General features: G+C 37.3%; 20 protein-coding genes. 9 read left to right on the forward strand and 11 right to left on the reverse strand.

Annotated elements, in window-relative coordinates; all coding sequences use genetic code 11:
- Positions 1-83: 83 nt before the first annotated feature.
- The 3 genes from gcvP to WBF63_RS04755 all read left to right on the forward strand — a co-directional run bounded on the left by gcvP (position 84) and on the right by WBF63_RS04755 (position 4,015).
- Positions 84-2,924, forward strand: coding sequence for an aminomethyl-transferring glycine dehydrogenase (gcvP, locus tag WBF63_RS04745; protein WP_424368552.1), 2,841 nt, complete (start codon positions 84-86; stop codon positions 2,922-2,924).
- A 163-nt stretch (positions 2,925-3,087) separates the two neighbouring features.
- Complete coding sequence (locus tag WBF63_RS04750) at positions 3,088-3,624, forward strand: pyridoxamine 5'-phosphate oxidase family protein (RefSeq protein ID WP_424368553.1); 537 nt, start codon at positions 3,088-3,090, stop codon at positions 3,622-3,624.
- A 64-nt stretch (positions 3,625-3,688) separates the two neighbouring features.
- Complete coding sequence (locus tag WBF63_RS04755; protein WP_424368554.1) at positions 3,689-4,015, forward strand: DUF6122 family protein; 327 nt, start codon at positions 3,689-3,691, stop codon at positions 4,013-4,015.
- On the opposite strand, the gene WBF63_RS04760 is transcribed toward WBF63_RS04755, so the two are convergent.
- On the reverse strand, positions 4,012-4,404 hold the full coding sequence (locus tag WBF63_RS04760) for a hypothetical protein (protein ID WP_424368555.1): 393 nt from the start codon (positions 4,402-4,404) through the stop codon (positions 4,012-4,014). The genes WBF63_RS04755 and WBF63_RS04760 overlap by 4 nt on opposite strands.
- Positions 4,405-4,522: 118 nt before the next feature.
- Here WBF63_RS04760 and WBF63_RS04765 point away from each other — a divergent pair, with 118 nt between their 5' ends.
- Complete coding sequence (locus WBF63_RS04765) at positions 4,523-7,663, forward strand: CHAT domain-containing protein (protein WP_424368556.1); 3,141 nt, start codon at positions 4,523-4,525, stop codon at positions 7,661-7,663.
- On the opposite strand, the gene WBF63_RS04770 is transcribed toward WBF63_RS04765, so the two are convergent.
- Entirely contained in the window at positions 7,638-8,351 is a 714-nt protein-coding gene (locus WBF63_RS04770) for a tetratricopeptide repeat protein (protein ID WP_424368557.1), read from the reverse strand. The two genes, WBF63_RS04765 and WBF63_RS04770, sit on opposite strands and share 26 nt — an antisense overlap.
- Positions 8,348-8,893 carry an RNA polymerase sigma factor gene (locus tag WBF63_RS04775; RefSeq protein ID WP_424368558.1) on the reverse strand — a complete coding sequence of 182 codons (546 nt, stop codon included), beginning with the start codon at positions 8,891-8,893 and terminating at the stop codon, positions 8,348-8,350. Before WBF63_RS04775 ends, WBF63_RS04770 begins: the two co-directional genes overlap by 4 nt.
- 358 nt (positions 8,894-9,251) lie before the next feature.
- Between WBF63_RS04775 and WBF63_RS04780 the strand changes: the two genes are divergently transcribed.
- The 3 genes from WBF63_RS04780 to WBF63_RS04790 all read left to right on the forward strand — a co-directional run bounded on the left by WBF63_RS04780 (position 9,252) and on the right by WBF63_RS04790 (position 11,781).
- On the forward strand, positions 9,252-9,746 hold the full coding sequence (locus WBF63_RS04780) for an outer membrane beta-barrel protein (RefSeq protein WP_424368559.1): 495 nt from the start codon (positions 9,252-9,254) through the stop codon (positions 9,744-9,746).
- Positions 9,747-9,766: 20 nt separating this feature from the next.
- The gene (locus WBF63_RS04785; protein ID WP_424368560.1) at positions 9,767-10,987 is read left to right on the forward strand and encodes a hypothetical protein; all 1,221 of its coding nucleotides are present in this window, start codon (positions 9,767-9,769) and stop codon (positions 10,985-10,987) included.
- A gap of 80 nt (positions 10,988-11,067) precedes the next feature.
- Positions 11,068-11,781, forward strand: coding sequence for a hypothetical protein (locus WBF63_RS04790; protein WP_424368561.1), 714 nt, complete (start codon positions 11,068-11,070; stop codon positions 11,779-11,781).
- Positions 11,782-11,837: 56 nt separating this feature from the next.
- Here WBF63_RS04790 and lysS read toward each other — a convergent pair whose 3' ends face one another.
- The 3 genes from lysS to WBF63_RS04805 form a co-directional block, all read right to left on the reverse strand.
- Positions 11,838-13,526, reverse strand: a complete 1,689-nt coding sequence (lysS, locus tag WBF63_RS04795; RefSeq protein WP_424368562.1) for a lysine--tRNA ligase — start codon at positions 13,524-13,526, stop codon at positions 11,838-11,840.
- A 128-nt stretch (positions 13,527-13,654) separates the two neighbouring features.
- A complete protein-coding gene (locus WBF63_RS04800; protein ID WP_424368563.1) occupies positions 13,655-14,296 on the reverse strand; it encodes a response regulator in 642 nt (213 codons plus the stop codon).
- A gap of 5 nt (positions 14,297-14,301) precedes the next feature.
- Positions 14,302-16,296 carry a tetratricopeptide repeat-containing sensor histidine kinase gene (locus tag WBF63_RS04805; protein WP_424368564.1) on the reverse strand — a complete coding sequence of 665 codons (1,995 nt, stop codon included), beginning with the start codon at positions 16,294-16,296 and terminating at the stop codon, positions 14,302-14,304.
- A 360-nt stretch (positions 16,297-16,656) separates the two neighbouring features.
- Between WBF63_RS04805 and WBF63_RS04810 the strand changes: the two genes are divergently transcribed.
- Positions 16,657-18,786 carry a Tex family protein gene (locus WBF63_RS04810; protein WP_424368565.1) on the forward strand — a complete coding sequence of 710 codons (2,130 nt, stop codon included), beginning with the start codon at positions 16,657-16,659 and terminating at the stop codon, positions 18,784-18,786.
- Positions 18,787-18,856: 70 nt separating this feature from the next.
- Here the strand turns inward: WBF63_RS04810 and WBF63_RS04815 are convergent, their stop codons facing one another.
- Together WBF63_RS04815 and fabG are read right to left on the reverse strand one after the other, a co-directional pair.
- A complete protein-coding gene (locus tag WBF63_RS04815) occupies positions 18,857-19,501 on the reverse strand; it encodes a hypothetical protein (protein WP_424368566.1) in 645 nt (214 codons plus the stop codon).
- A gap of 65 nt (positions 19,502-19,566) precedes the next feature.
- Complete coding sequence (fabG, locus tag WBF63_RS04820; protein WP_424368567.1) at positions 19,567-20,313, reverse strand: 3-oxoacyl-[acyl-carrier-protein] reductase; 747 nt, start codon at positions 20,311-20,313, stop codon at positions 19,567-19,569.
- 142 nt (positions 20,314-20,455) lie between these two features.
- On the opposite strand from fabG, the gene WBF63_RS04825 reads away from it, so the two are divergent.
- Positions 20,456-20,791, forward strand: a complete 336-nt coding sequence (locus tag WBF63_RS04825; RefSeq protein WP_424368568.1) for a tRNA-binding protein — start codon at positions 20,456-20,458, stop codon at positions 20,789-20,791.
- A gap of 33 nt (positions 20,792-20,824) precedes the next feature.
- On the opposite strand, the gene miaA is transcribed toward WBF63_RS04825, so the two are convergent.
- The 3 genes from miaA to WBF63_RS04840 all read right to left on the reverse strand — a co-directional run bounded on the left by miaA (position 20,825) and on the right by WBF63_RS04840 (position 22,623).
- Positions 20,825-21,745 carry a tRNA (adenosine(37)-N6)-dimethylallyltransferase MiaA gene (gene miaA / locus WBF63_RS04830; protein ID WP_424368569.1) on the reverse strand — a complete coding sequence of 307 codons (921 nt, stop codon included), beginning with the start codon at positions 21,743-21,745 and terminating at the stop codon, positions 20,825-20,827.
- Positions 21,738-22,079: a YkvA family protein gene (locus tag WBF63_RS04835; protein ID WP_424368570.1), complete on the reverse strand. Its 342-nt coding sequence runs from the start codon at positions 22,077-22,079 to the stop codon at positions 21,738-21,740. Before WBF63_RS04835 ends, miaA begins: the two co-directional genes overlap by 8 nt.
- 121 nt (positions 22,080-22,200) lie before the next feature.
- Entirely contained in the window at positions 22,201-22,623 is a 423-nt protein-coding gene (locus tag WBF63_RS04840; protein ID WP_424368571.1) for a hypothetical protein, read from the reverse strand.
- Positions 22,624-22,695: the final 72 nt, after the last annotated feature.

Raw genomic sequence — 22,695 nt, forward strand, 5'->3', positions numbered from 1 at the left:
GAATCCATCATCAGTTGATAAAGATTAGGTTTTCGTAAGGTTTAAAATCGTAAATTTGAGGTTTTAATTCACCGCAAATAAATATGAATACACAAGATTTTTCTCTTCGCCACATCGGGACTTTGTCAGCAGATGCGGCTGAAATGCTTTCTGTTATTGGAAAGGATTCCATTGATGATTTGATAAACGAGACCATGCCGGCTGAAATTCGTTTCAAAGACAAACTGAATTTGCCTGTAGCTATGTCGGAATATGAAATTTTGCAACACTTGCAAGAATTGGCTGACTATAATACCAAAGCGCGAAGTTTCATTGGATACGGTTATTATCGCACCATTTTACCTTCGCCTATTCAAAGAAATATTTTGGAAAATCCGGGTTGGTACACCGCATATACGCCTTATCAGGCTGAAATTGCACAAGGCCGACTGGAAGCTTTGCTGAATTTCCAAACCGTAATTTCGGATTTGACCGGATTGCCGATTGCCAATGCTTCTTTACTGGATGAATCCACGGCTTGCGCCGAAGCGATGCATATGATGTTTGAATCCCGACCCCGAAATCAAAATGATGCGAATAAATTCTTCATGTCCGAAGACATTTTGCCACAAAGTTTAGCAGTTTGTCAAACCAAAGCAAGCGGATTGGGAATTGAAATCGTGACTGGAAATCCGGCAGAATTTGATTTTGATGAAACTTTCTACGGTGCATTGTTCCAATATCCGGGCAAATCGGGGAAAGTTGTGGATTACACTTCTTTGATTGCTGAACTAAAAGAAAAAGGGATGCAGGTTGCAATCGCTGCCGATTTGATGGCTTTGGTTCTTTTGAAATCTCCTGGCGAAATGGGAGCGGACATCGCAATCGGTACTTCCCAAAGATTTGGAATTCCGATGGGTTATGGCGGGCCTCACGCAGCTTATATGAGTTGTACGGAAGATTACAAACGTCAGATTCCGGGAAGGATTATTGGAGTTTCTCAGGACAGAAACGGAAAGTTTGCCTTGCGAATGGCTTTGCAGACGCGCGAACAACACATCAAACGTGAGCGTGCGACTTCCAATATTTGTACGGCACAGGTACTTTTGGCTGTGATGGCCGGAATGTATGCCGTTTACCACGGAAAAGGCGGATTGACCCATATCGCACAAAACATTCATCAGAAAGCGGTTCGCTTGCACGATGCTTTGAATGAATTGGGATATAAAATTGTTCACTCGAATTTTTTTGATACGATTCAAATCGAAGCCGAAGGAATTACAAAAGAGAAATTTGAAGAAAATAATATTTTACTGAATTTCTTTGAAGAAGGAAAAATTAGTATTGCAATGGACGAAGTGGTTTCGGAAGAAGAATTGGATAAACTAATTCAGATTTTCGCTGAAATCAAAGGAAAATCCATTGAGAAAAAAGAATTTAAAGAAGGAAGAATTCCTGCTGAATTGGTCAGAACTTCTGATTTCCTTTCGCATGAAGTATTCAATTTATATCATACCGAAACCGAATTGATGCGTTACATCAAACGTTTGGAAAAGAAAGATTTAGCACTAAATCATTCAATGATTGCTTTAGGCTCTTGTACGATGAAATTAAACGCTGCTACCGAAATGCTTCCATTGAGTTGGAGTGGATTTGGAGCGGTTCATCCATTCGTTCCAAAAAAATATGCAGCAGGTTATCAGGAATTGATTAAAAACCTGGAAGATCACCTTTCCGTCATCACGGGATTTGCTGCGACTTCTGTTCAGCAGAATTCCGGTGCTCAGGGTGAATACGCCGGATTGATGGTGATTCGCTCGTATCAGAAAGATCAAGGAGAAGGTCACCGAAACGTTGTGATCATTCCCGAATCTGCGCATGGAACGAATCCTGCTTCGGCTGCTATGGCTGGAATGAAAGTGGTAATTGTGAAAAATTTGCCAAACGGTGAAACCGATATTGAAGATTTGAAACTGAAAATCGAGAAACACCGCGAGAATTTATCGGCTTTGATGATTACGTATCCATCGACTTATGGGGCTTTTGATTCCAACATTATGGAAGTAACAAAGCTGGTTCATGATGCGGGCGGACAGATTTATATGGACGGAGCCAATATGAATGCACAAGTGGGCTTAACGGCGCCGGGAATGATCGGGGCAGATGTTTGTCACTTGAATTTGCATAAAACCTTTGCCATTCCGCATGGTGGTGGTGGACCGGGTGTTGGACCGATTTGTGTGGCCAAACATTTGGCGCCTTATTTAGGTTCGCATCCATTGATTGAAACCGGGGGTGAGAAATCCGATACGGTATTTTCGGCTGCGCCTTATGGTTCATCTTTGATTTTGACGATTTCTTATTCGTACATCCGAATGTTGGGTGAAAAAGGATTGACCAATTCGACCAAACATGCCATTTTGAATGCGAATTATATGAAATCCCGCTTGGAAAAACATTATGATGTGCTTTACACCAATGCAAACGATGTGGTGGCACACGAATTTATTCTGGATTTCCGCCCGTTCAAAAAACTGGGAATTGAAGTTTCCGATATTGCGAAACGTCTGATGGATTATGGTTTCCACGCGCCAACGGTTTCTTTCCCGGTTGCTGGAACTTTGATGATTGAGCCAACGGAATCGGAGTCCAAAGCGGAATTAGACCGTTTTGTAGATGCTCTGATTCAGATCAAAGCTGAAATCGATGAGGTAGCCAATGGAGATTTTACGCAGGACAATAACGTATTGAAAAACGCACCGCATCCGCTGGATATTGTAACGGCTGACGAATGGGAATTCCCTTATTCGCGTCAGAAAGCGGCTTATCCGTTGGATTGGGTGAGAGAGCGCAAATTCTTTACGCCGGTAGCGAGAGTAGATGATGCTTTTGGAGACAGAAATTTGGTTTGTACCTGTCCACCGATTGAGAGTTATATGGATTAATCTTTCGATTATTCTTAGTATAAATTCAACCTGTCAGGTTTCTGAAACTTGACAGGTTTTTTGTTTAGAACTAAAGCCAATAAATATCATACCTTTAAGTATTTAGATTCATTCTAAAATTATTAACTTTGGCGCATAATTAATTACTTAAAAATCAAAAATTATGACCGATATCGTAGCTGCTCAAAAGAAAGTTAAGCCCAAAGTTCCCAAAATTGAAGAGTTGATTGGAGAAGCTAAATCTGTAATTTTAGCTACTTTGAACGAAGACGGAACTCCGGCTTCCAGTTATGCGCCCTTTGTGCAGATTGATGGAGGTTTTCAGGTTTTAGTATCTTTCATGGCTCGCCACACTCGAAATTTGCGTGATAGAAAACGTGTTTCTGTGATGGTAATTCAAGATGAATTAGCGGTAAAACAAATCTATGCGCGTGATCGTCTGACCATGGATTGCGAAGCCGTTGTCGTAGATGAGAAATCTGAATTTTACGAACGCGCAGTCAATGCTTTGGAAGCTAAACATGGAAATATCGTGAAAATGTTAGCTGATCTGAAGGATTTTATTCTGATTGACTTACAACCTATCAGCGGGTCTTATGTAAATGGTTTCGGAAGCGCTTATTCTGTGAATGCTGATTTGACTGTAAATGAACATAAAAAAGGTGCTCACGGTCAAGTTGAAGCAGAAGAAGCTAAATAATAATAAAATAATCAGTTTTTTTATAATTTCCACCTTGTCAGATTCGCTCTGACAAGGTTTTTTTATGAGTATGTTACAGAGTTTTGTACATTATTTTCTGCATTTAGGTTTTCCGGCCATTGTTGCTATTTTATTTTTTCGAAACAATTGGAAAAAGGTTTATCTGATTTTTCTATTGACTATGTTGGTAGATTTGGATCATCTTTTGGCCGATCCTTTTTTTGACCCTAACCGCTGCAGCATTGGGTTTCACCCACTTCATACCCAATGGGCAATTGGAGCTTATCTGTTGATGTTGTTTTCTCCCAAAACAAGGACTCCCGCGATCGGGCTTTTGATGCACATGGCAACGGATGGACTGGATTGTTGGTGGATGAATCTCGTGCGTTAATTTGCGTATTCGTCCAAAATATCTTCGATATTATCTTCAATATATCTTTCGGCTTCTTCCTGGATTTCTTGTTCTCGAGTGAGAATCCTTTTGCCGGGAATATGAAAATACCTTCCTTCGGTATCGTATTCCAATTCTTCTCGCAATTTTTGTAATTCCTCATCGGAATAAAGATGTGGGTTGAAACGGTAATTATAACCCTTGTCTTCGATCCATTCTTCTTTGTTGTAATCCCAGCCGCGATACACTTTGCCATCGTCAGGCGGTGGCGACCAGATAAGGGATTCCAGATGTTTTTGTCGTTCTTTTTTTTCTTTTTGAACGTCGATATGTACCAGATAAAACAAAATAGCGGCGAGTAAAAGGCTGATGAGTCTAGAGGGTTTCATTTGATTTTAATAAATTGGTTTCTATAAATTTAATAAAGAAAATTCTATCAGTTAAACTTCGAGATTTCTTATTTCTAAATTATGGATTTATTGATTAGATTTGAACAAATCCTTTTCTATGATGAGAGCTCTCCCATTTTCAATTCTCTTCTTGTTTTTATTTTTTGGTTTTCAAACTCCATCTTCTTCCTTATTTGAACAAGCGGAGGAAATGTTTCTGAACGGACCTGTAAAGGGCGATAATTCCGAATGGGGGAAAGCCGACTCTATTTTTCTCAGTCTTTATGTAGAAAAAGGAAGATTGCAGCCCAAAGAAGAGATTTTGTCTGTGATTTATAGAATTTCAATGCGACAATCCCCGGGAACTTATCGTGCAGACATCGAAAAACAATCCGAGGATTTAAAATGGATAGAAGAAATTCTTAGGGATTATCCCGATTTAAAAAACAATGAAACCGATTTGTATGTTCAGTTGTTGAATCTTAAATACCGTATTGAGTTATTACAAAATCAAACTGGCTCATTGGAGAATCTAAAAAAATTAGCAGAAAATTATTCTGGCTCAAAATCCGTTGAAACTTCAACCATTTCGGCTGTTTTTGAAACCATTGCCAAACATTTTCATTCCCAAAGAAATTTTCCAGATGCCTTGTATTACGGAAATAAATCGCTGAATAATTTAAATTCCGACTGGACTTTCAAACGAATTTCAATGTTGCAATGGGTCGGTGGTGCTTATTATAATGCCGATAAAATCGATAGTTCGCTTTATATGATGGAGGTAGCTTATGCTGAATTAAAGAATTTCCCAAATGAAACCCAGTCCATTTTTCAGCGACGTTCTCAGTTGGCTTTTAACATCGGTATGATTTTTCAAGGCAAAACCGGCGATTATCCCGAATCGGGATATTATTTGAAAGAAGCCATTGATTGGGAAATAAAAGCTCATGGTGAGGAAAGCCCAACTTTGATTACCTATTATTCGCTTTTAGCCGATACTTATTTTATTTTAAAGGACATTCAAAAAGCTGAATTTTATAGTTTAAAAGCTTATTCACTTGCCAATGATGTATTAAAAATTGAGTCTGTTTATCTGAAATCCTTGCCTTCTATGTCCTTGTCGAGGGTGTATGTACAGCAGGAAAATTATGAAGGCGCTCGAAAACTGATGAATCAAGTATTGGAAGAAAGTCTTGATTTTTTTGGGAAAGATGATAAGTTTACCACTCAAGTTTACATCGATTTGGCTTTCATTGAAAAAGAAGCTGGAAATTTCAAAGAGGCAGAAAAATATTATTTGCTTGCAGTGGATTCTTCTCGAGCAACCGGCAGAATTTATTCGATTTCTTCGGCTTACGATAGTTTGATTGATATGTACACCGAAACGGAAAACTATTCTGAAGCCTTGTATTATGCAGAACAATCGGAGGATTTAATCAATAAACATTTAGAAAACGATTTCAAAGTTAAAGCGATTAGTGGCTTAAGATTGGCGAAAATTTATCTGGGGTTAAATGAAGTAAACCAAGCAAAAAATCATCTGGATCGGGCAGAAGATATTCTTTCCCTTCACCATAATACCGATTTGCTTGATACCGAAGCACTTTCAATTCGAAATTCTATTTTGTTCAAAGAATACCAACTGACTCAAAACCGAGAAGCGCTTGAAAAAGCATTTGAAAACATAGAAGAATTAATCGAAATCATTATCAAAGGAAAAACCGAATACAATTATCAGAATTCTAAATTGTATTATAGTCAGAGCGTGGCGAGTTATATTGAAAACTCGATGGAAATTGCAGCAGAAATGCATAAATATTCCAAAGAAAGCAAGGTATTGAATACTTTGTTTCGACTGATGGAAATCAATAAATCCACGGTTTTGCTTGATGGGATGATGGATTTGGAAATCAAAACGGAGAAAGGAGTGTCGAATGAAATTCTCAACGATGAAAAACGTCTGAACCGTGAACTATCGCAATTGAACGATGCAATTTACTTGGCCCAAAGTGATTCCACAACCACGAATGCCAACCTTCAAAATATGTTGGACAAACAGATAGAACTGAATTATGAAATCGAGAAAATTCAGGAATATCTTCGGGAAAATCATCCGGATTATTACGAAGCCAAAAACTTATTATTGGCCGAAAACATTCGTTATTATCAGCAAAAAGCCTTGAAAAAAAATCAGGCATTTTTGGAATATTTTGTAGGCAAAGACAAAGTGTATCGACTTTATTTCAGCAAATCAAAAGTTCAGTTCGATGAGCTGAATAATTCAAATGACATTCAGATTTCAACGCTTCAACTGGTTGAAAACCTATTGGAAAGAAAGGAAATTAAGAGTCTCTCAAAAGATTTAGCTTCAGAATTATTACCTGATTTTGAAGATAACCTTGAAGATTTGATTGTGATTGCCGATAAAGAATTGAACCAAATTCCTTTTGAAATTTTAGAGGATGAAACGGGAATTCTTTTGGAAAAAATGAATTTAAGCTATGCCGGATCGGTTCAATTGTACAATGCGCAAAAGCAAATGTCAAAACAAAAAAGATCGTCCGGCAAATGGATGGGATTTGCGCCCGTTTATGAAGGAAATCCGCTTCCAAACAATCAGAATGAAGTTCAAAAGATCAAGGATTTAACCGATGGAATTGAAGTTTTGGGCGAAATGGCTACCAAATCGAAGTTTTTGGAAGAAGCGCCCGATGCCTTGGTTTTGCACCTTGCCACGCATTCTGAAATCGATAAAAACAATCCGATGCTCAGTAAAATGTATTTCACGGCAGCTGAGGATTCGGGTGAATTAACGGCTTCGGAAGTTTATAATTTGGATTTGAATGCCGATTTGGTGGTGTTGAGTGCTTGCAGTACCGGACTTGGGAAAAATGAGTCAGGCGATGGAGTGATGAGCATGGCAAGGGCTTTTACCTATGCCGGAGTTTCATCGGCCGTGATGAGTTTATGGCAAGTTTCGGACCGACAAACTTCGGAACTCATGGTGAAATTTTATGAAAACCTGCAAAAAGGCCAGGACAAAAATGAAGCTTTGCGCAATGCGAAATTGGAGTATTTGGCAAGTGTTCAGGAGCCGGAACTTCAACATCCTTATTATTGGGCTGGCTTTGTGATTTCGGGGGACATCACACCGATTTCAGAAAAATCCTATACATGGTTGTATATTTTCGGAATTCTTTTGGTTTCGGGCATGATTTTTACTTTTTTGAAATTCAGAGCTTCCCGAGCAATTCGCTGACTTGTTGGTTTCGATAATTACTCTCGTTTTTAAGCTTTTCCAAAACCAGTTTTGCTTTGGGCTTGTTGTCCTGTTTCAAATAGGCAAGTGCCAAATACCAAAGAGATTTGTCCTTGTAATCATCTGACCATTCGGTGTTTTGGAGAATTCTAATGGCTTCTTGGGTGGCTTCGCCTTTGTCCAAAATGGACATAGCCTTGTAGAAAAGGGCATATTCTGCATGACTTTTTTCGTATATGCTTGAAAATAAATCAATCGCTCGTTCGTGATCTTCGTTTTCATAAGCTTGAAAGGCAAGTGTTTCGGGTGATTCCTCGGTAGAGTCTGCACGAACAACCGGCAAAACCGTATTGGGATAAGTTTCATAATAAGCGGAATACAAATCTTCTGTATTTTGGAAATCATTGACCAAAAAATAAGTTCCAAAACCTAAAACCAAAACCGCTGCTGCAACGTATCGCCAATTGAAAACTAAATTTCTTTCGTTGGATTTTTGCGCTTCGTGTTGTCTTAATTTTTCTTTTAATTCTTTGCGTTTATTTTGTTGAAGTGCGGATTTCAAATCCTTTCGAAGCTCAAATTCTGATTTAAATTCCACGTCATTTTTCAATAATTCTTCAAAAATCTGCATTTCCTCGTTGGAAAGTGAGTTTTCAAAATATCCGTTTAATAAATCTTCCTTGTTCATTGGTTTTTGTTTAACAAGTTTTTCAAATTCTTCATGCAACGTGACTTTTGACTTTTCGCCACGTCTTTGTTATCATAATTCATCAGTAGGACTATCTCGTCCAATTTTTTTTCTTCGTAATAGAAGTAGGTGAGAAGTTCTTTGCACTTTCCGCCCATTTGATTCAAAGCAATTTCCAGTTTTCTTACCGATGAATTCTCTTCCGGTTCTTCTTCTATACTCCAAGATTCATCAAACTGAAAATCATCGGCTGATTCCATATAAATAGATTTCTTGTCTTGTTTTAATTTGCTGTAAATCATGTATTTCCCAATTGCGAAAAAGTAGGTTTTGACATTACTTTTCAATTCATCGAGTTTACCTTTCAAAGCATTTTCATGCAAGGCAATGAAAGCATCCTGATACACATCCAAAATATCATCTTTTGGAAGTTCGTAGCGATTGGCGAATTGTAAAAATTCTGATTTATAGAAGTCGTAAATCTTAAACAAAGCCTTTTCCTGATTGCTTTTCAAATACCTTTTTACTTCATCCTCTGTCATTTAGTGTAAATATTTGGAATTGGTAAACATTTTTTAGACGGATGTTTACTTATTAGTTTTTTTCTCACTAACCAGTAAATCGTCTGTTCATTGATTCTTTAACAAAAATACCCAAATTTTTAGGATAAAATTCGAAGGGAAAAGAATTTAGTGTTTTAAGAATGGATTGTTTGCTGATTTTATAAATTGAAGTTGCCTGATTTACAATATGTTTTATTTCAAAATTAACAGTTCCTCTCTGCATTAAAGATATCGGGCAGCTTCTTTTTTAAATTAACTCAAAAAAAATAAAGACTTGATGTTTACTTTTTGTTTTTCTCTTCACTAAAACGCATAAAACATATTAAAAATTAAAAAAATGAAAAAACTTATTGTCAGCACAGTTGTGCTATTTATGGGATTTGGGCTTCTGAAGGCTCAGAACGACAGCAACATCGGATTGATGTTTGGCTACGGAAGTGAGATAGAGCAAGTTGGTATTGGTGTTAATGCCGAATTTGCCATTGTAAACAATCTTACCATTTCACCGAGTTTCTTGTTTTATTTTCCTGAGAAATATTATTACGTCACAAGAAATATGTGGGAAGTAAATGGGAATCTTAACTATTATTTCCTGAGTCTTGAACAAATGGGGGCTTATGGATTGGCCGGAATTAATTATTCCCATCTTTCAGCAAAAGGTGACTATATGGGCATTTCTAGTTCAGATGGAGAAGGAAAAATCGGGGCAAACATCGGTGGTGGATTCAAATTCCATTTATCAGAAAAGTTTGCACCATTTGCAGAAGTAAAATACGTCATCAGCGACTATGATCAAGTGGTTGCAATGATTGGAATGAAATATAAATTTTAATTAACTATAACTATATTATTATGAAAAATAATTACTTGAAAATCAATAATTTAAAACATTTGTTTTTATTTTTAGTCGTCTTTGGTTTAGCGGCTTGTACTTCTTCTGACGATGATGGTTCGGAGCCAATTGTCGAACAATTTAACGATCCAATCGTTCTGGATTGTAATTTCTTCCAAGAAGCTCGGGTTTTGACCGATGACCCTTATGCTCCTGTAGACTACATTGTAACTTGTAGGATGCATATTACCGCTCCGATTAAAATCGAACCGGGTGTAGTGATTGAATTTGAAGAAGATGCAGGATTGGAAACTGACGACTTCCATACGGCAGATGGTTCACTTTCAGCTGTGGGAACTGCTGAAAAACCAATTATTTTCAGAGGAACTCAAAACAATAAAGGATGGTGGAGAGGAATCATGTTTGACAGTAACAGTACGCTCAACGAACTTACTCATACTCAAGTTTTGGATGCAGGCGGAAAGCCTTTTAATAGTAATGGTGACAAAGGAGCTGTTCATGTATATGCAAACAGCCGACTGAAAATGACAAATTCTTTGATTTCCAATAGTGAGTCTTATGGTCTCAACGCAACCTATACTTCGAGTATAATAACTTTGGAAAACAACAGATTTACTAACAACAACGCACCTGCAGTTGTCAATCCGGGATACCTCAATGCTATCAACAATACCAATCTATATTCAGGCAACACATCAGATTTTGTTTTTATAGATCCATATGGTGAGGAAATCAAAACCCCAACGACTTGGTACAAAATAGATGTGCCTTATAGCGTGATTTCAAATGCTATAAAGAACATCCGGGTAAGAGATATTTTAACCATTCAACCGGGTGTAGTAATTGAATTTGGAGCTGAAACTCAATTGCTTATTTACGAAGATGGTGGAGGGATTAAAGCAATTGGAACAGCTGCGGAGCCGATTATTTTTACAGGAGTATCAAAAGTACCTAAAGCTTGGAGGGGCATCAATATTAGTAGTGAGCATGCGGTAAACGAAATTGCTTATGCCGAAATACAGTATTCAGGTCTGAACGCTCCACAAGGAAACGTATGGCTTTGGTACGAAAGTTTGTTAAACATTCACAATGTGAAGTTTACAAATATCAGTGGTTGTGGAATTAATTATCGAGTTCTTACCGGACAAGGTTCTAATCCAAATCTGACGATTGGTGAAAATGTTACGGTGGACAACGGATGTGTAACCAATGTTTGGTAATAAGTTCTCTATTTAATATAAATTATCATTTCCAAAAGGCTGTGAAAGCAGCCTTTTGTATTTATTCTAAAACTTTTAGTATGAAAAAAATAATGATCCTTCTTATCGGTATGAGTATTTTTACATCTTGTAAGAACTCTGAAACGGAGCCCCAAAATGAAATCACCACAAAAACTTCTACCAGTCCCAATTTAAATTGTCTGAGTAAACTAGATTTAAGGTACGATGAACTGTTACCGCTCGATGATGTAGCACGGATTCTGAATAGACCTTCGGAGGAATTCAAAACCAAAACCATTGACCGGAAAGATTCTTATGGAGAAGTGTATTATTCCTGGGAAAGTGATCGGCCTTCTCAGCCAAGTCCTGTCAGTGAACATGTGATGGTTCCCGATAATAATTTCATCGGCTTTTCGAGTTTGAATGCTTACGATGCCGATTTACCTGCCGAAGCCTTTCGGGAAAGATTTGATACCGCTTACAAAGAAATGAGCGAAGAAGAAATAGCGCAAATGGAAGCCCGAATGGAAAAGCACCTTGAAAATAAAACTGAAGAGGAAAGAGAAACCGTAAAAGGTTTTGTCGGAGCTCGGAAATCTTCCGGATTTGAAAAAGTGGACAATCTGGGCGATGCGGCTTATTGGCGATTTAACACCGAAAGAGGAGGAGAGATGGTAACTCTTTCTGGAAATGAAACCTTTACCGTTTACACCAAAATCAGTCATGATCCCGATGAAAATTTTGATTTGGCTAAAAAATTAGTGCAATTAGTGATGAATAATTGTGAAGATTAAAAAAATCCTTGTGAGAATATGTTTCACAAGGATTTTTATGATTTTATTTATTAAAATTAATTTGCTTCCACAAACAAACCCTCCTCAGTTTTTTCAACCTGAGCAAGTTTGTTGGAAGTCAATTCTTTAATGGCTTTGTCCCATTTTTTACCGGAAAGTCCGGATTGGTTTTTCAATTCATTTAAATCAATTCTTCCTGATTTCCCAAGCAATTCCAAAACAGCTTTGGCTTCTTCACTTACTTGAACCTGTTTTTTCTCCGGTCTCATTTGAGGGAAGAATAAAACTTCCTGAATCGATGGATTATTGGTCAAAAACATAATCAAACGGTCCATCCCGATTCCCAATCCCGAAGTTGGAGGCATTCCGTATTCCAGTGCACGAAGGAAATCCTGGTCGATGAACATGGCTTCGTCATCGCCTTTTTCTGATAATTTTAATTGATCTTCAAAACGCTCTCTTTGGTCAATCGGGTCATTTAATTCCGAATAAGCATTGGCGATTTCTTTTCCACAAACCATCAATTCAAATCGTTCGGTCAATCCTTCTTCAGTTCGGTGTTTTTTGGTAAGTGGCGACATTTCTACCGGATAATCGGTAATGAAAGTCGGCTGAATGAAATTTCCTTCACATTTTTCTCCAAAAATCTCATCGATTAATTTTCCTTTCCCCATGGTTTCATCGACTTCAATTCCCATAGAAATTGCTGCTTGACGAATTTCTTCTTCTGATTTTCCTTTGATATCAAAATCGGTAAATTTCAAAATCGCATCTCGCATAGAAATTCTTGGATAAGGCGCTTTCCATTCGATTTCATGTTCGCCGAAAGTTGATTTTGTCGAGCCATTTACCGCGACGGCGCAATGTTCCAGCAGTTTTTCGGTGAAATCCATCATCCAATGATAATCTGTGTAAGCAACATAGATTTCCATTACAGTAAATTCAGGATTGTGCGTTCTGTCCATCCCTTCATTTCTGAAGTTTTTTGCAAATTCATAAACACCATCAAACCCACCAACTATCAATCTTTTCAAATACAATTCGTTGGCGATTCTCAAATATAGTGGTATGTCCAATGCGTTGTGATGAGTGATGAAAGGTTTCGCTGCAGCTCCTCCTGGAATCGGTTGTAAAATCGGTGTTTCAACTTCCATGTATCCATGTTTGTTGAAATATTCGCGCATAGCGTTGAAAAGTTTTGTTCTTTTGACAAAAGTATTCTTGACATGCGGATTCACCACTAAATCGACATAACGCATTCGGTACCTCAATTCGGGATCCACAAAAGCATCGTGTACATTTCCTTCCTCATCGGTTTTCACGATGGGAAGCGGACGCAAAGTTTTCGAAAGTAAATCCAGTTTGGTTACGTGAACCGAAATTTCACCTACTTTGGTTTTGAACTGATAACCTTCAATCCCGATGAAATCTCCGATGTCCAATAATTTTTTGAACAAAACATTGTAAGCTGTTGCCTCTTCATCAGTCGAAATATCGTCCCGCGAAACATATATCTGAATTCTTCCGCTGCTGTCCTGCAATTCGGCAAAAGACGCTTTTCCCATTATCCGAACCGACATCAATCGTCCAGCAAGTTTCACCTGTTTACCATCTTCAAAGTTCTTCTTGATTTGTTCAGCAGTTGAAGTAATTTCAAATTCCTCAGCAGGATATGGATCAATTCCCATTTCTCTTAGCTGAGCTAACTTTTCACGACGAATGATTTCTTGTTCTGTTAATTGCATTTTTACTGAATTTTAAAGGTGCAAAGGTACTGAATTTGGAGAATAGGATTTTACTTTAAAATAATCGACAATATTTTTTTTACACAGCTTTTTTCGAGGATTTTTGAAATATTCTGAACGATGTTTATTTAATTTTCCAGTTCATTTGGATTATTCTGAAATTGGGAAGCAAACTTCAATAAAACGTTCTTCTCCGGTTTTAATCCTAATTTACGAATGATCGAGGAACGATGCGCTTCGATAGTTTTTTCGGATAGGAATAACAAGGATGCGATTTCTTTGGTCGTTTTTTGCTCGACAATTAATTCAAATACTTTTTTTTCAGAGAAACTCAACTGATCCATCGCTTCTTCTTTGAGGTAATCCAAATCTTTTTCGAGATCGAATTTTATTTTTCTACTGAAATAATTATCATTTCTAAGTAAATGCTGAATGCATTCTCTCAACTCTTCCAACGCATATTCTTTCAATAAATAAGCATTTATATTCAGTTCTTGTGCTTTTTGATAAACGCTTTTTTCTTTGTGAGAGGTCAATAAAATGATTTTTGTCGGAAGCTGATGGACACGGATTTTTTCAGAAACTTCCAGTCCGTCCATTTCAGGCATGGAGATATCGAGAATGACAAAATCGGGCTTTAATCTTTTAATGGAATTCCAGGCATGCTCACCATTTTTACAGGATTCCAATACAACATAACCCAAACTTTCTATAAGAACTTGCGTTCCAAGAAGTGAGAGCGGGTGGTCGTCAGCAATTATAAAGTGCATAAAATTTATTTAGGTAGGGTTATTTTAATGATGGTTCCCGAGTGGTCTGAATGGAAATTTATGGTTCCATTTAAATATTTCACGCGTTCGCTAATGTTGAGCAGTCCGAAGGAATTTCCCTTTTCAAGCATTTTCTGTACGTCAAAACCTTTTCCATTGTCTCTGATTTCAACATTGATAGTTTTCTTGTTTTCCTCAATCGAAATCTTGCCTGCCATCGCATCGGCATGTTTTAAAATATTGGTAATGGCTTCCTGAATAATTCGGTACAATTGCAATTCTTTGTCGATGTCCAGACTTCCATCGTAATTGATTTCTGAAGTTATAAAGAAATTATGCTGGTTCTGAGTTCGTTCAATTAATTGCTCCACACTTGATTTAAGACCAATTTTATCAAATAATGTAGGACTGATGTTTCGGCTGATGTTCCGTACTTCATCCAAAATAAAATCTATTTTGTTTCTGAAATCATTTTTTTCAATGGCATGACGAAGATTTATGAGTTCATTGCTTACGCTGTCATGCAAATCCGATGCTATTCTTTTTCGTTCATTTTCAGTTTTTTGTAATAATTGAGAAGCGTAATTTTCCGTAATTTTTTTCTCTTTGGTGATGCTTCTGTTTTTATTCCAGACAAATACAATTACCGAAATCAGAATAATAAATAGGGTTAAGATCACCAAGTACAAAATCATTTTATTTTGATCTGCCAACTTTTTTTCCTGCAGCAATATTGTTTTCTCTTTTCTTTCCGTCTCAAATTTTCTTTCCAGCTCAAATAAAGATCCTTTGGCTCGGGCTTCAGCCTGTTTGTAGGCATCGTCGATGAGAAAAACCGCATAATAATTGGCCTTTTCATGTTCTCCTTTTTTTAAATAAAACTTGAACAATACATCGGCGATTTGTGCCATAAATTGTCTGTTTTCTTGTTTATCTACGGCTAATTCTTCAAAGAAATCTTCAGCTTGCTTGATATTTTCCAAAGGTTTGTCAAATGCTTTTGAAAATAGAATTTCCTGAAAGAAATTCCGCATATCGAGATCCGGATCGGCCGTTCGTTTTGCAATTTCTTTGGCGGTTTTGAGGTAATAAAGAGCACTGTCCTCCTTTTTTTGAGCCGTGTATTTAAAGGCTTTGTATTGATTTAACAAACCATTTTGGTATTCATTCAGGCTAATTTTTTTGGAAAATTCCGCTAATTTGTCAATCTGATTTAAGGTGGTCAGCGTATCACCCTGATCGATATGAAAATGAATATAAGAACTCTGAGCCATAAATTTTAAATAGTCATTTTTGGTTTTTTCAAAAATATCAATGGCTTTTTTTAAGAATTTTTCAGATTCTTCATAGGCATTATTTTCAGTATATATACTGAACATTAAAAGGTAAGCAGTTCCCTGATTGGTCAAATCCTCAACTTCTTCAAAAATATTTAATGCCTTTACTACATATTGTTCAGCTAATTCCAATTTTCCCATTCGCATATAATTTTGCGCAATGGCAAAATGAGCAAAACCCTGGGTGTTTTTATGAGAATTATTTTGTGGAACTATTTCAATACATTTTTTTAGCCAATCATTGCTTTTTTCCAAATCAAGTGTTCGGAAATAATGGTTTCCAACATAGTAATAAAGCCTGCCTCTGGCTTCATCAGAAATATTGTTTTTATTTTCATTTAAAAATACTTCCGTTTTTTTTAGATAAAGGCTGTCATGCTCAAATTTATAGTCTAATACATCGCCATAAGCAATCAGATATGCAGCAGCAGCTTCCCAATTATTTTCTTTTAAGTTCTGTTCAAAGTGCTGGTTGAATTTTTTCTGATAATCTTCATCTTGAAAATTATTCTCATCACTCAACCATTGGTATTCTTCCAAGTCTTTGTATTTGTTCTCAAGGGAAGTATTTGAGTTTTCCTGTGTATCATTTGGGTTTTTATCCTGACAGGAAGTAAGAAAAAATAATGCGGTAAGAATTAAGAAAATAGTGTAGAGCCTCATTTATTTTTAATAATTTAAGATATTGCCCGGATCAATTCAAATTTTTATTATCCGGGGAAATTCATAGTACATAAATTTTGGTAAAGTAAGCCAAAAGTAAATGAATTTCCCGGATAAATAAATTAGTAGAGATCAATATAGTTTAGGTTTTTAAAGGACACAACTTAATTTTGAAAGACTCATAATTAGCTTATGAATCTGATGTTTTCTTCTTTTTTACTCACTTCTAATTATAGATGAGTAATTAAATTTTCTATTGCAAAGATCCTCAACAAAAGCCATAGCTTTATAGGGGGAAACCCTAAGTTTTTAGATGACCAATAAAAAAACCCTTATTTTTGATGTCTTTTTAAATTGAAAATGAACATCACCCAATACATCCAGCAGCAAACATCTATTTCTCTGAAATCCATAGAAAACACGATTTCTTTGCTCAACGAAGACTGCACCATTCCTTTCATTTCCCGTTACCGAAAAGAAATGACGGGCGGACTTGACGAAGTACAGATTTCTACGATTTCCAAGCTCAAACAAAATTTCGAAGAACTAGAAAAAAGAAAAACTTCGATTTTAAAATCCATCGAAGAACAAGACGCATTGACCGATGAACTCCGGCAGAAAATTTCGGATTGTTACGATGAAAATCTATTGGAAGACTATTATTTGCCCTATAAGAAAAAAAGAAAAACCAAGGCCGATACTGCCAAGGAACAAGGTTTGGAACCTTTGGCCAAAATCATTATGAAACAAAATCCCATTCGGGATTTGGATGAACTGGCTTCAAGGTATTTGAATGATCAGGTGGAATCAATTGAGGATGCCATTCAAGGAGCGCAACACATTATGGCAGAATGGATCAATGAAAATGAACGCGTTCGAAATCAGTTGAGAAGAAAATTCAAGCACGAAGCAAGCATTTCTTCCAAAGTCGTTAAATCCAAAAAAGAGGAGGAAGGCGCACAAAAATTCTCACAATATTTTGACTTTTCCGAATTGTTAAAACGTTCCGCTTCGCATCGATTATTGGCAATTCTGCGTGGTGAAAAAGAAGGGTTTTTAAAAGTGAAAATCGAAATTCCGAAAGCCGATGCTTTGGATTTAATTGAAAATATCATTCTCCGAACTTCTCAACCGGAATTGAAGGAAATCATTCAGCAAGCCATTGAAGATGCTTACAAAAGACTGCTCGAACCTTCACTTTCCAATGAAGCTTTGAGCGAAGCAAAATTACAGGCTGATAAAACTTCCATTCAGGTGTTTTCCAATAATCTGAAACAGCTTTTATTGGCCGCTCCTTTGGGTGAAAAACGAATTTTAGCGATTGATCCCGGATATCGTTCGGGTTGTAAAATCGTTTGTTTAGATGAACAAGGCGATTTGTTGCACAATGAAACGGTGTATCCGCATGCGCCTCAAAATCAGAAAAACGATGCCACTAAGAAAATCCGTTCCTTGGTGAATGCTTATAACATCGAAGCGATTTCCATCGGGAATGGAACGGCTTCGCGCGAGACCGAAAATTGGATCCAAAACATTCCATTTGACCGAAAGTTAAAAGTTTTTGTGGTGAACGAAGCGGGCGCTTCTGTTTATTCGGCTTCCAAAATTGCGCGTGATGAATTTCCGCAATACGATGTCACGGTTCGTGGTGCCGTTTCGATTGGAAGACGACTTTCCGATCCTTTGGCGGAATTGGTAAAAATCGATCCGAAATCCATTGGTGTCGGGCAATATCAGCACGATATCGATCAGAATTTACTCAAAACCGAACTCGATGAAACGGTGATGCTTTGCGTGAATAAAGTAGGCGTAAACCTGAACACGGCGAGCAAACATTTGCTGACTTATGTGTCGGGAATAGGTGAGAAGATGGCAGAAAATATTGTGAATCATCGTTCCGAAATGGGCGCATTTGAATCGAGGGAAGAATTGAAAAAAGTGCCGCGATTGGGAGCAAAAGCCTTTCAACAAGCTTCGGCATTTTTAAGAATTCAAAACGGAGAAAATCCTTTGGACAATTCGGCGGTTCACCCGGAATCTTATCCGATTGTGGAGAAAATGGCGAAAGATTTAAAGGTTTCAACCCAAGAATTAATTGGAAATGAAAATTTGATTGAGAAAATTGATTTGAACCGATATGTTTCTGAAAAAGTGGGTTTACCGACTTTACAAGATATTTTGGAGGAATTGAAGAAACCCGGATTGGATCCGCGTCAGCGAGCGGTTAGTGTTCAATTCGACAAAAATATAAAATCCATTGAAGACCTGAAAACCGGAATGAAATTGCAGGGGATCATCAATAATATTACCAATTTCGGCTGTTTTGTGGACATCGGAATCAAGCAAAGCGGACTCGTTCACATTTCAAAAATTACGAAAGAATTTATTTCCGATGTGAATTCTGTCGTGCATCTGAATCAAATCGTGGAAGTGACCGTTACCGATGTGGATGTGGAAAGAAAACGAATTCAGTTGTCTATGGTGGACTAAATTTGCAACCACAAAGAACATAAATAATTGACCTGTCAGTTTTCAAAACTGACAGGTTTTATTTAAATATTTATTCAAATTTTTGACCCCAACCCCAAGGTCTTTCGTCATATTCGATTGGTTTTGTCAAATCAAATTTTACGGAAAATAGTCGGTCGGAACCAATTCGACGCAAATTATAGGTAAAGGAAGTTTCATCTACGGTCATCCACCAAACATTTCCGCAAGCATAATCAATCAGGTTACAAGTTTCCTGATCGGCCATAAAAATCTGCATATCTTTAAATCCGGTGTTGGTGGAAGTTCCGCCGTACATCGTAACTTCATCGTCAATTCCGCTTTCCAGTCTATGGTCGTGTTTGAGTTGAATTCGGTCGCCCAAGAAATTCAAAATCCAGGTTCGGGATTTGTCATCGCCCACATAAAAAGGAATTTTAATTTGATTTTCTTCACAAGATAAAACCTGCATAACCAATCGTTCGCCGTGAAAACCATCGCCCGGTTCGGCACCTGCTACGATTACACCTTCATAAGCTTTTCCGCAATGTTTTTCTAATTCATTACGGAAATCCAATCCTAGATTCTCTTTGGGCTGAACGGAATTGCTTGAAACTTCTGTGAGTTCAGTTTCCTGATTTTCAAGCGGAGTTTCGGTTGTATTCTGGTTACAGCTTAAAGCCAATATAAATCCGAGTAAATAAATTGTTTTTTTCATAGTAGTTACATTAGTTATTCGAAGTCCGAAGCTCGAAATTCGAATTTCGTAAATCGTAAATCAAATTATGTGTACATTCCGCCGTCCACGCTCAAAACCTGTCCGGTAATATAATTGGACAAATCAGAAGCCAGGAATAAGCAAGCATTTGCGATGTCTTCCGGTGTTCCGCCACGTTTCAATGGAATTCCGGCTCTCCAGGCTTCCACTGCTTTGGGATCTAATTTTTCGGTCATTTCAGTTTCGATAAATCCGGGTGCGATGACGTTGCAACGGATATTTCTTGAGCCCAATTCCAAGGCAACTGATTTAGAAAGTCCGATCAAACCTGCTTTGGAAGCGGCATAATTCGCTTGTCCGGCGTTTCCTTTTCGTCCTACAACCGAACTCATATTGATGATGGAACCGTTTCGCTGTTTCATCATAGGTTTGGTAACCGCTTTTGTTAAGTTAAATGCTGAATTCAAATTGACTCGGATTACTTCTTCATAATCTTCCAGACTCATTCGCATCAGCAAATTATCACGCGTGATTCCTGCATTGTTGATGACAATATCGATTTGTCCGAATTCTTCCAAAACATCATCCACCAATTTTTGAGCGGCTTCAAAATCGGAAGCGTCTGACTGATAGCCTTTTGCTTTGATGCCGGAAGCAGCTAATTCCTGTTCCAGAACTTTTGCTCTTTCCACCGAAGAAGCAAATGTAAATGCAATGTTGCAGCCGTTTTTGGCAAAAACTTCGGCAATTCCTTTCCCGATTCCGCGTGTTGCGCCTGTGATGATGGCGGTTTTTCCTTTCAGTAATTCCATTTATTCTGTGTTAAGGTGCTAAATTATGAAATTATTTGGTTTGTCGTAATAATGAGTTGTGAGTTATGTGTTATGAGTTTTGAATTTTTAATTGAGAATAGGCCGGGATTATTTAAATTAATTAAATTCGAAAAAAATATAGATGAAAACATTAAGCTGGGAAGATTTTGAAAAAGTAGATATGCGTGTGGGAACGGTGCTGGAAGTAAATGATTTTCCGAAAGCGAGAAAGCCGGCTTATCAGTTGCGGATTGATTTTGGAGCATTGGGAATTAAGAATTCCAGCGCGCAGATTGTAAATCTTTATTCCAAAGAGGAATTGATTGGAAAACAAATCATTGCCGTAGTGAATTTTCCGCCTAAACAAATAGCCAACTTCATTTCTGAATGTTTGGTTTTGGGCATTTATAACGAAAACAATGAGGTGGTTTTGCTTTCGCCCGATAAAAAAACGGAGAATGGATGTAAAGTCGGATAAGGAATGTGAGTATTAAGACTTGAGTATTAAGTACTAAGATTTTTTGTCCAAATGATTTAAAATATAATCCAAGATTTCTTCTTTCTCGAATGGCGAAAACCATTTGATATTTTCATCTTTCCGGTACCAAGTAAGTTGGCGTTTGGCGTAGCGACGCGTATTTTTTTTGATTTCTCCCACCGCAAAATCCAGTTCGATTTTTCCGTCTAAATAATCAAATATTTCTTTGTAACCGACTGTTTGCAAGCTGTTTAAATGTTTGAATTCGTAAAGCGATTTTACTTCATCGAGCAGACCTTCTTCCATCATCAAATCAACTCGACGGTTGATTCTTTCATAAATTTCTTCGCGCGGTAATTGGAGTCCGATTTTGATGACTTTGAAATTCCTTTCGGCCGATTTGTTTTTTCTGAAAGATGAAAAGGGTTTTCCGCTGCCACGGATGATTTCCAGTGCCCGGATGAGGCGTTGATGATTGCTCAAATCGACCTGTTGGTAGTAAGAAAAATCCGTATTTTTTAATTCTTCCTGTAATTTTTCGATTCCGAATGCTTCAAATTCCTGAATTAATTCTTGTCTGAATTTTGGATCGACATCGGGAAATTCGTCCAAACCTTCCGTCACAGCTTTTTCAAACATTCCCGAACCGCCTACCATTACTACAGAATGATGAGTTTCGAATAATTCTTCGATTTTTTTCAATGCATCCTGCTCAAAATCTCCAACGGAATAAGTGTCATGAATGCTTAGGTTTTGGATAAAATGATGAGGAACTTTGGACAGTTCTTCGTTGGTCGGAACAGCCGTCCCGATTTTCATTTCTTTGTAGAATTGTCGGGAGTCAAAAGAAATGATTTCAGTTTTTAAGGCTTTGGCAATAAAAACAGCAAGCCCCGTTTTGCCAATGGCAGTGGGGCCTGTGATGATAATCAAGTTTCGGCGAAATTTATTCATTGAGAATTTCAGCGTCTGTAACTATGGTTTTTATTTTTTGTTTCTTTTCCCATTCCAGGTAATTGTCCATTTCACGTCCGAAATATTTCAGCGCAAAAAGTACGATGGCTGCGTCATCCAAAATAAATCCGGGGATTAAATCAATCGGAGAAAGGACATAAGCAATGACAGCCGATCCAATCAAAAGATTTCTTTTTTTGGGTTTATATTTTCCGGAAACGGTATCAATCATCATTCGAGCAAAAGCTTTAGCGTTGTCTGTAGCTGACATATTTGATGTTTTGGCTTGTAGTCCAATAATTCCGGCTAGTTTAAATATTTTTAATTTGTTCATCGTAGGAAGTTTAAGTTAAACGTTTTATGAAAAATCAAAAAACATTCCAAGAATTTTATCAGACTTTAAAAAACGAAAAAATACATCTTTGATGTAGGCTTCAGAATTTTATTTCCAGAAATTATTGACCGATCAAATCTTCCAAATATGTATAAATTTCTTCCAGTTCTGCCGGTGGATTGCCTTCGTCAAATCCAGATGAAACATAAGTTGTATCTCCAAGTGTAAAACTAAGTTGAACTTCTTTAACGCGGTCGGTAAATCTTGCGTCAGTAGGGGCTTCAAGATTGTTTATATTTTCAAGATTTATTTTTGATGCAAGATTCTGGATTGTCTTCCAGTTTTCATCGTTCAGTTTTTTAGTATTTTCGCTGAGTCCGGATTCTTCCAGCTGACCAGCTGAAAAGGAATAATGCATTTTACCCATTCGGGATATTTTAGTCAGTTCTGTTTTCAGAATTTCATTTCCGGAATTTTCAACCAGGCGCTGTGAAGTACATGCTGTCATGATCAGGATTAAAAAAGTAAAGAATAAATTTTTCATAATTCAGATTTTTATGCGGCTTATAAATAAAAAGACTGCAGCAATATTGCAGTCTTTTTATTTATAACTCAA

Origin of the sequence: Moheibacter sp. (genome assembly GCF_049672845.1) — a bacterium.
Taxonomy (GTDB): Bacteria; Bacteroidota; Bacteroidia; order Flavobacteriales; family Weeksellaceae; genus Moheibacter.

Excerpts from the sequence above, each read along its gene's own strand:
- WBF63_RS04760 (WP_424368555.1), bottom strand. The coding sequence starts at position 4,404 with ATGAAACCCTCTAGACTCATCAGCCTTTTACTCGCCGCTATTTTGTTT.
- WBF63_RS04840 (WP_424368571.1), bottom strand. The coding sequence starts at position 22,623 with ATGAAAAATTTATTCTTTACTTTTTTAATCCTGATCATGACAGCATGT.
- WBF63_RS04770 (WP_424368557.1), bottom strand. The coding sequence starts at position 8,351 with ATGAACAAGGAAGATTTATTAAACGGATATTTTGAAAACTCACTTTCC.
- fabG (WP_424368567.1), bottom strand. The coding sequence starts at position 20,313 with ATGGAATTACTGAAAGGAAAAACCGCCATCATCACAGGCGCAACACGC.
- WBF63_RS04750 (WP_424368553.1), top strand. The coding sequence starts at position 3,088 with ATGACCGATATCGTAGCTGCTCAAAAGAAAGTTAAGCCCAAAGTTCCC.
- WBF63_RS04790 (WP_424368561.1), top strand. The coding sequence starts at position 11,068 with ATGAAAAAAATAATGATCCTTCTTATCGGTATGAGTATTTTTACATCT.
- WBF63_RS04800 (WP_424368563.1), bottom strand. The coding sequence starts at position 14,296 with ATGCACTTTATAATTGCTGACGACCACCCGCTCTCACTTCTTGGAACG.
- WBF63_RS04785 (WP_424368560.1), top strand. The coding sequence starts at position 9,767 with ATGAAAAATAATTACTTGAAAATCAATAATTTAAAACATTTGTTTTTA.
- lysS (WP_424368562.1), bottom strand. The coding sequence starts at position 13,526 with ATGCAATTAACAGAACAAGAAATCATTCGTCGTGAAAAGTTAGCTCAG.
- WBF63_RS04755 (WP_424368554.1), top strand. The coding sequence starts at position 3,689 with ATGAGTATGTTACAGAGTTTTGTACATTATTTTCTGCATTTAGGTTTT.
- miaA (WP_424368569.1), bottom strand. The coding sequence starts at position 21,745 with ATGAATAAATTTCGCCGAAACTTGATTATCATCACAGGCCCCACTGCC.
- WBF63_RS04805 (WP_424368564.1), bottom strand. The coding sequence starts at position 16,296 with ATGAGGCTCTACACTATTTTCTTAATTCTTACCGCATTATTTTTTCTT.
- WBF63_RS04835 (WP_424368570.1), bottom strand. The coding sequence starts at position 22,079 with ATGAACAAATTAAAAATATTTAAACTAGCCGGAATTATTGGACTACAA.
- WBF63_RS04815 (WP_424368566.1), bottom strand. The coding sequence starts at position 19,501 with ATGAAAAAAACAATTTATTTACTCGGATTTATATTGGCTTTAAGCTGT.
- WBF63_RS04810 (WP_424368565.1), top strand. The coding sequence starts at position 16,657 with ATGAACATCACCCAATACATCCAGCAGCAAACATCTATTTCTCTGAAA.
- WBF63_RS04775 (WP_424368558.1), bottom strand. The coding sequence starts at position 8,893 with ATGACAGAGGATGAAGTAAAAAGGTATTTGAAAAGCAATCAGGAAAAG.
- WBF63_RS04825 (WP_424368568.1), top strand. The coding sequence starts at position 20,456 with ATGAAAACATTAAGCTGGGAAGATTTTGAAAAAGTAGATATGCGTGTG.
- WBF63_RS04780 (WP_424368559.1), top strand. The coding sequence starts at position 9,252 with ATGAAAAAACTTATTGTCAGCACAGTTGTGCTATTTATGGGATTTGGG.
- gcvP (WP_424368552.1), top strand. The coding sequence starts at position 84 with ATGAATACACAAGATTTTTCTCTTCGCCACATCGGGACTTTGTCAGCA.
- WBF63_RS04765 (WP_424368556.1), top strand. The coding sequence starts at position 4,523 with ATGATGAGAGCTCTCCCATTTTCAATTCTCTTCTTGTTTTTATTTTTT.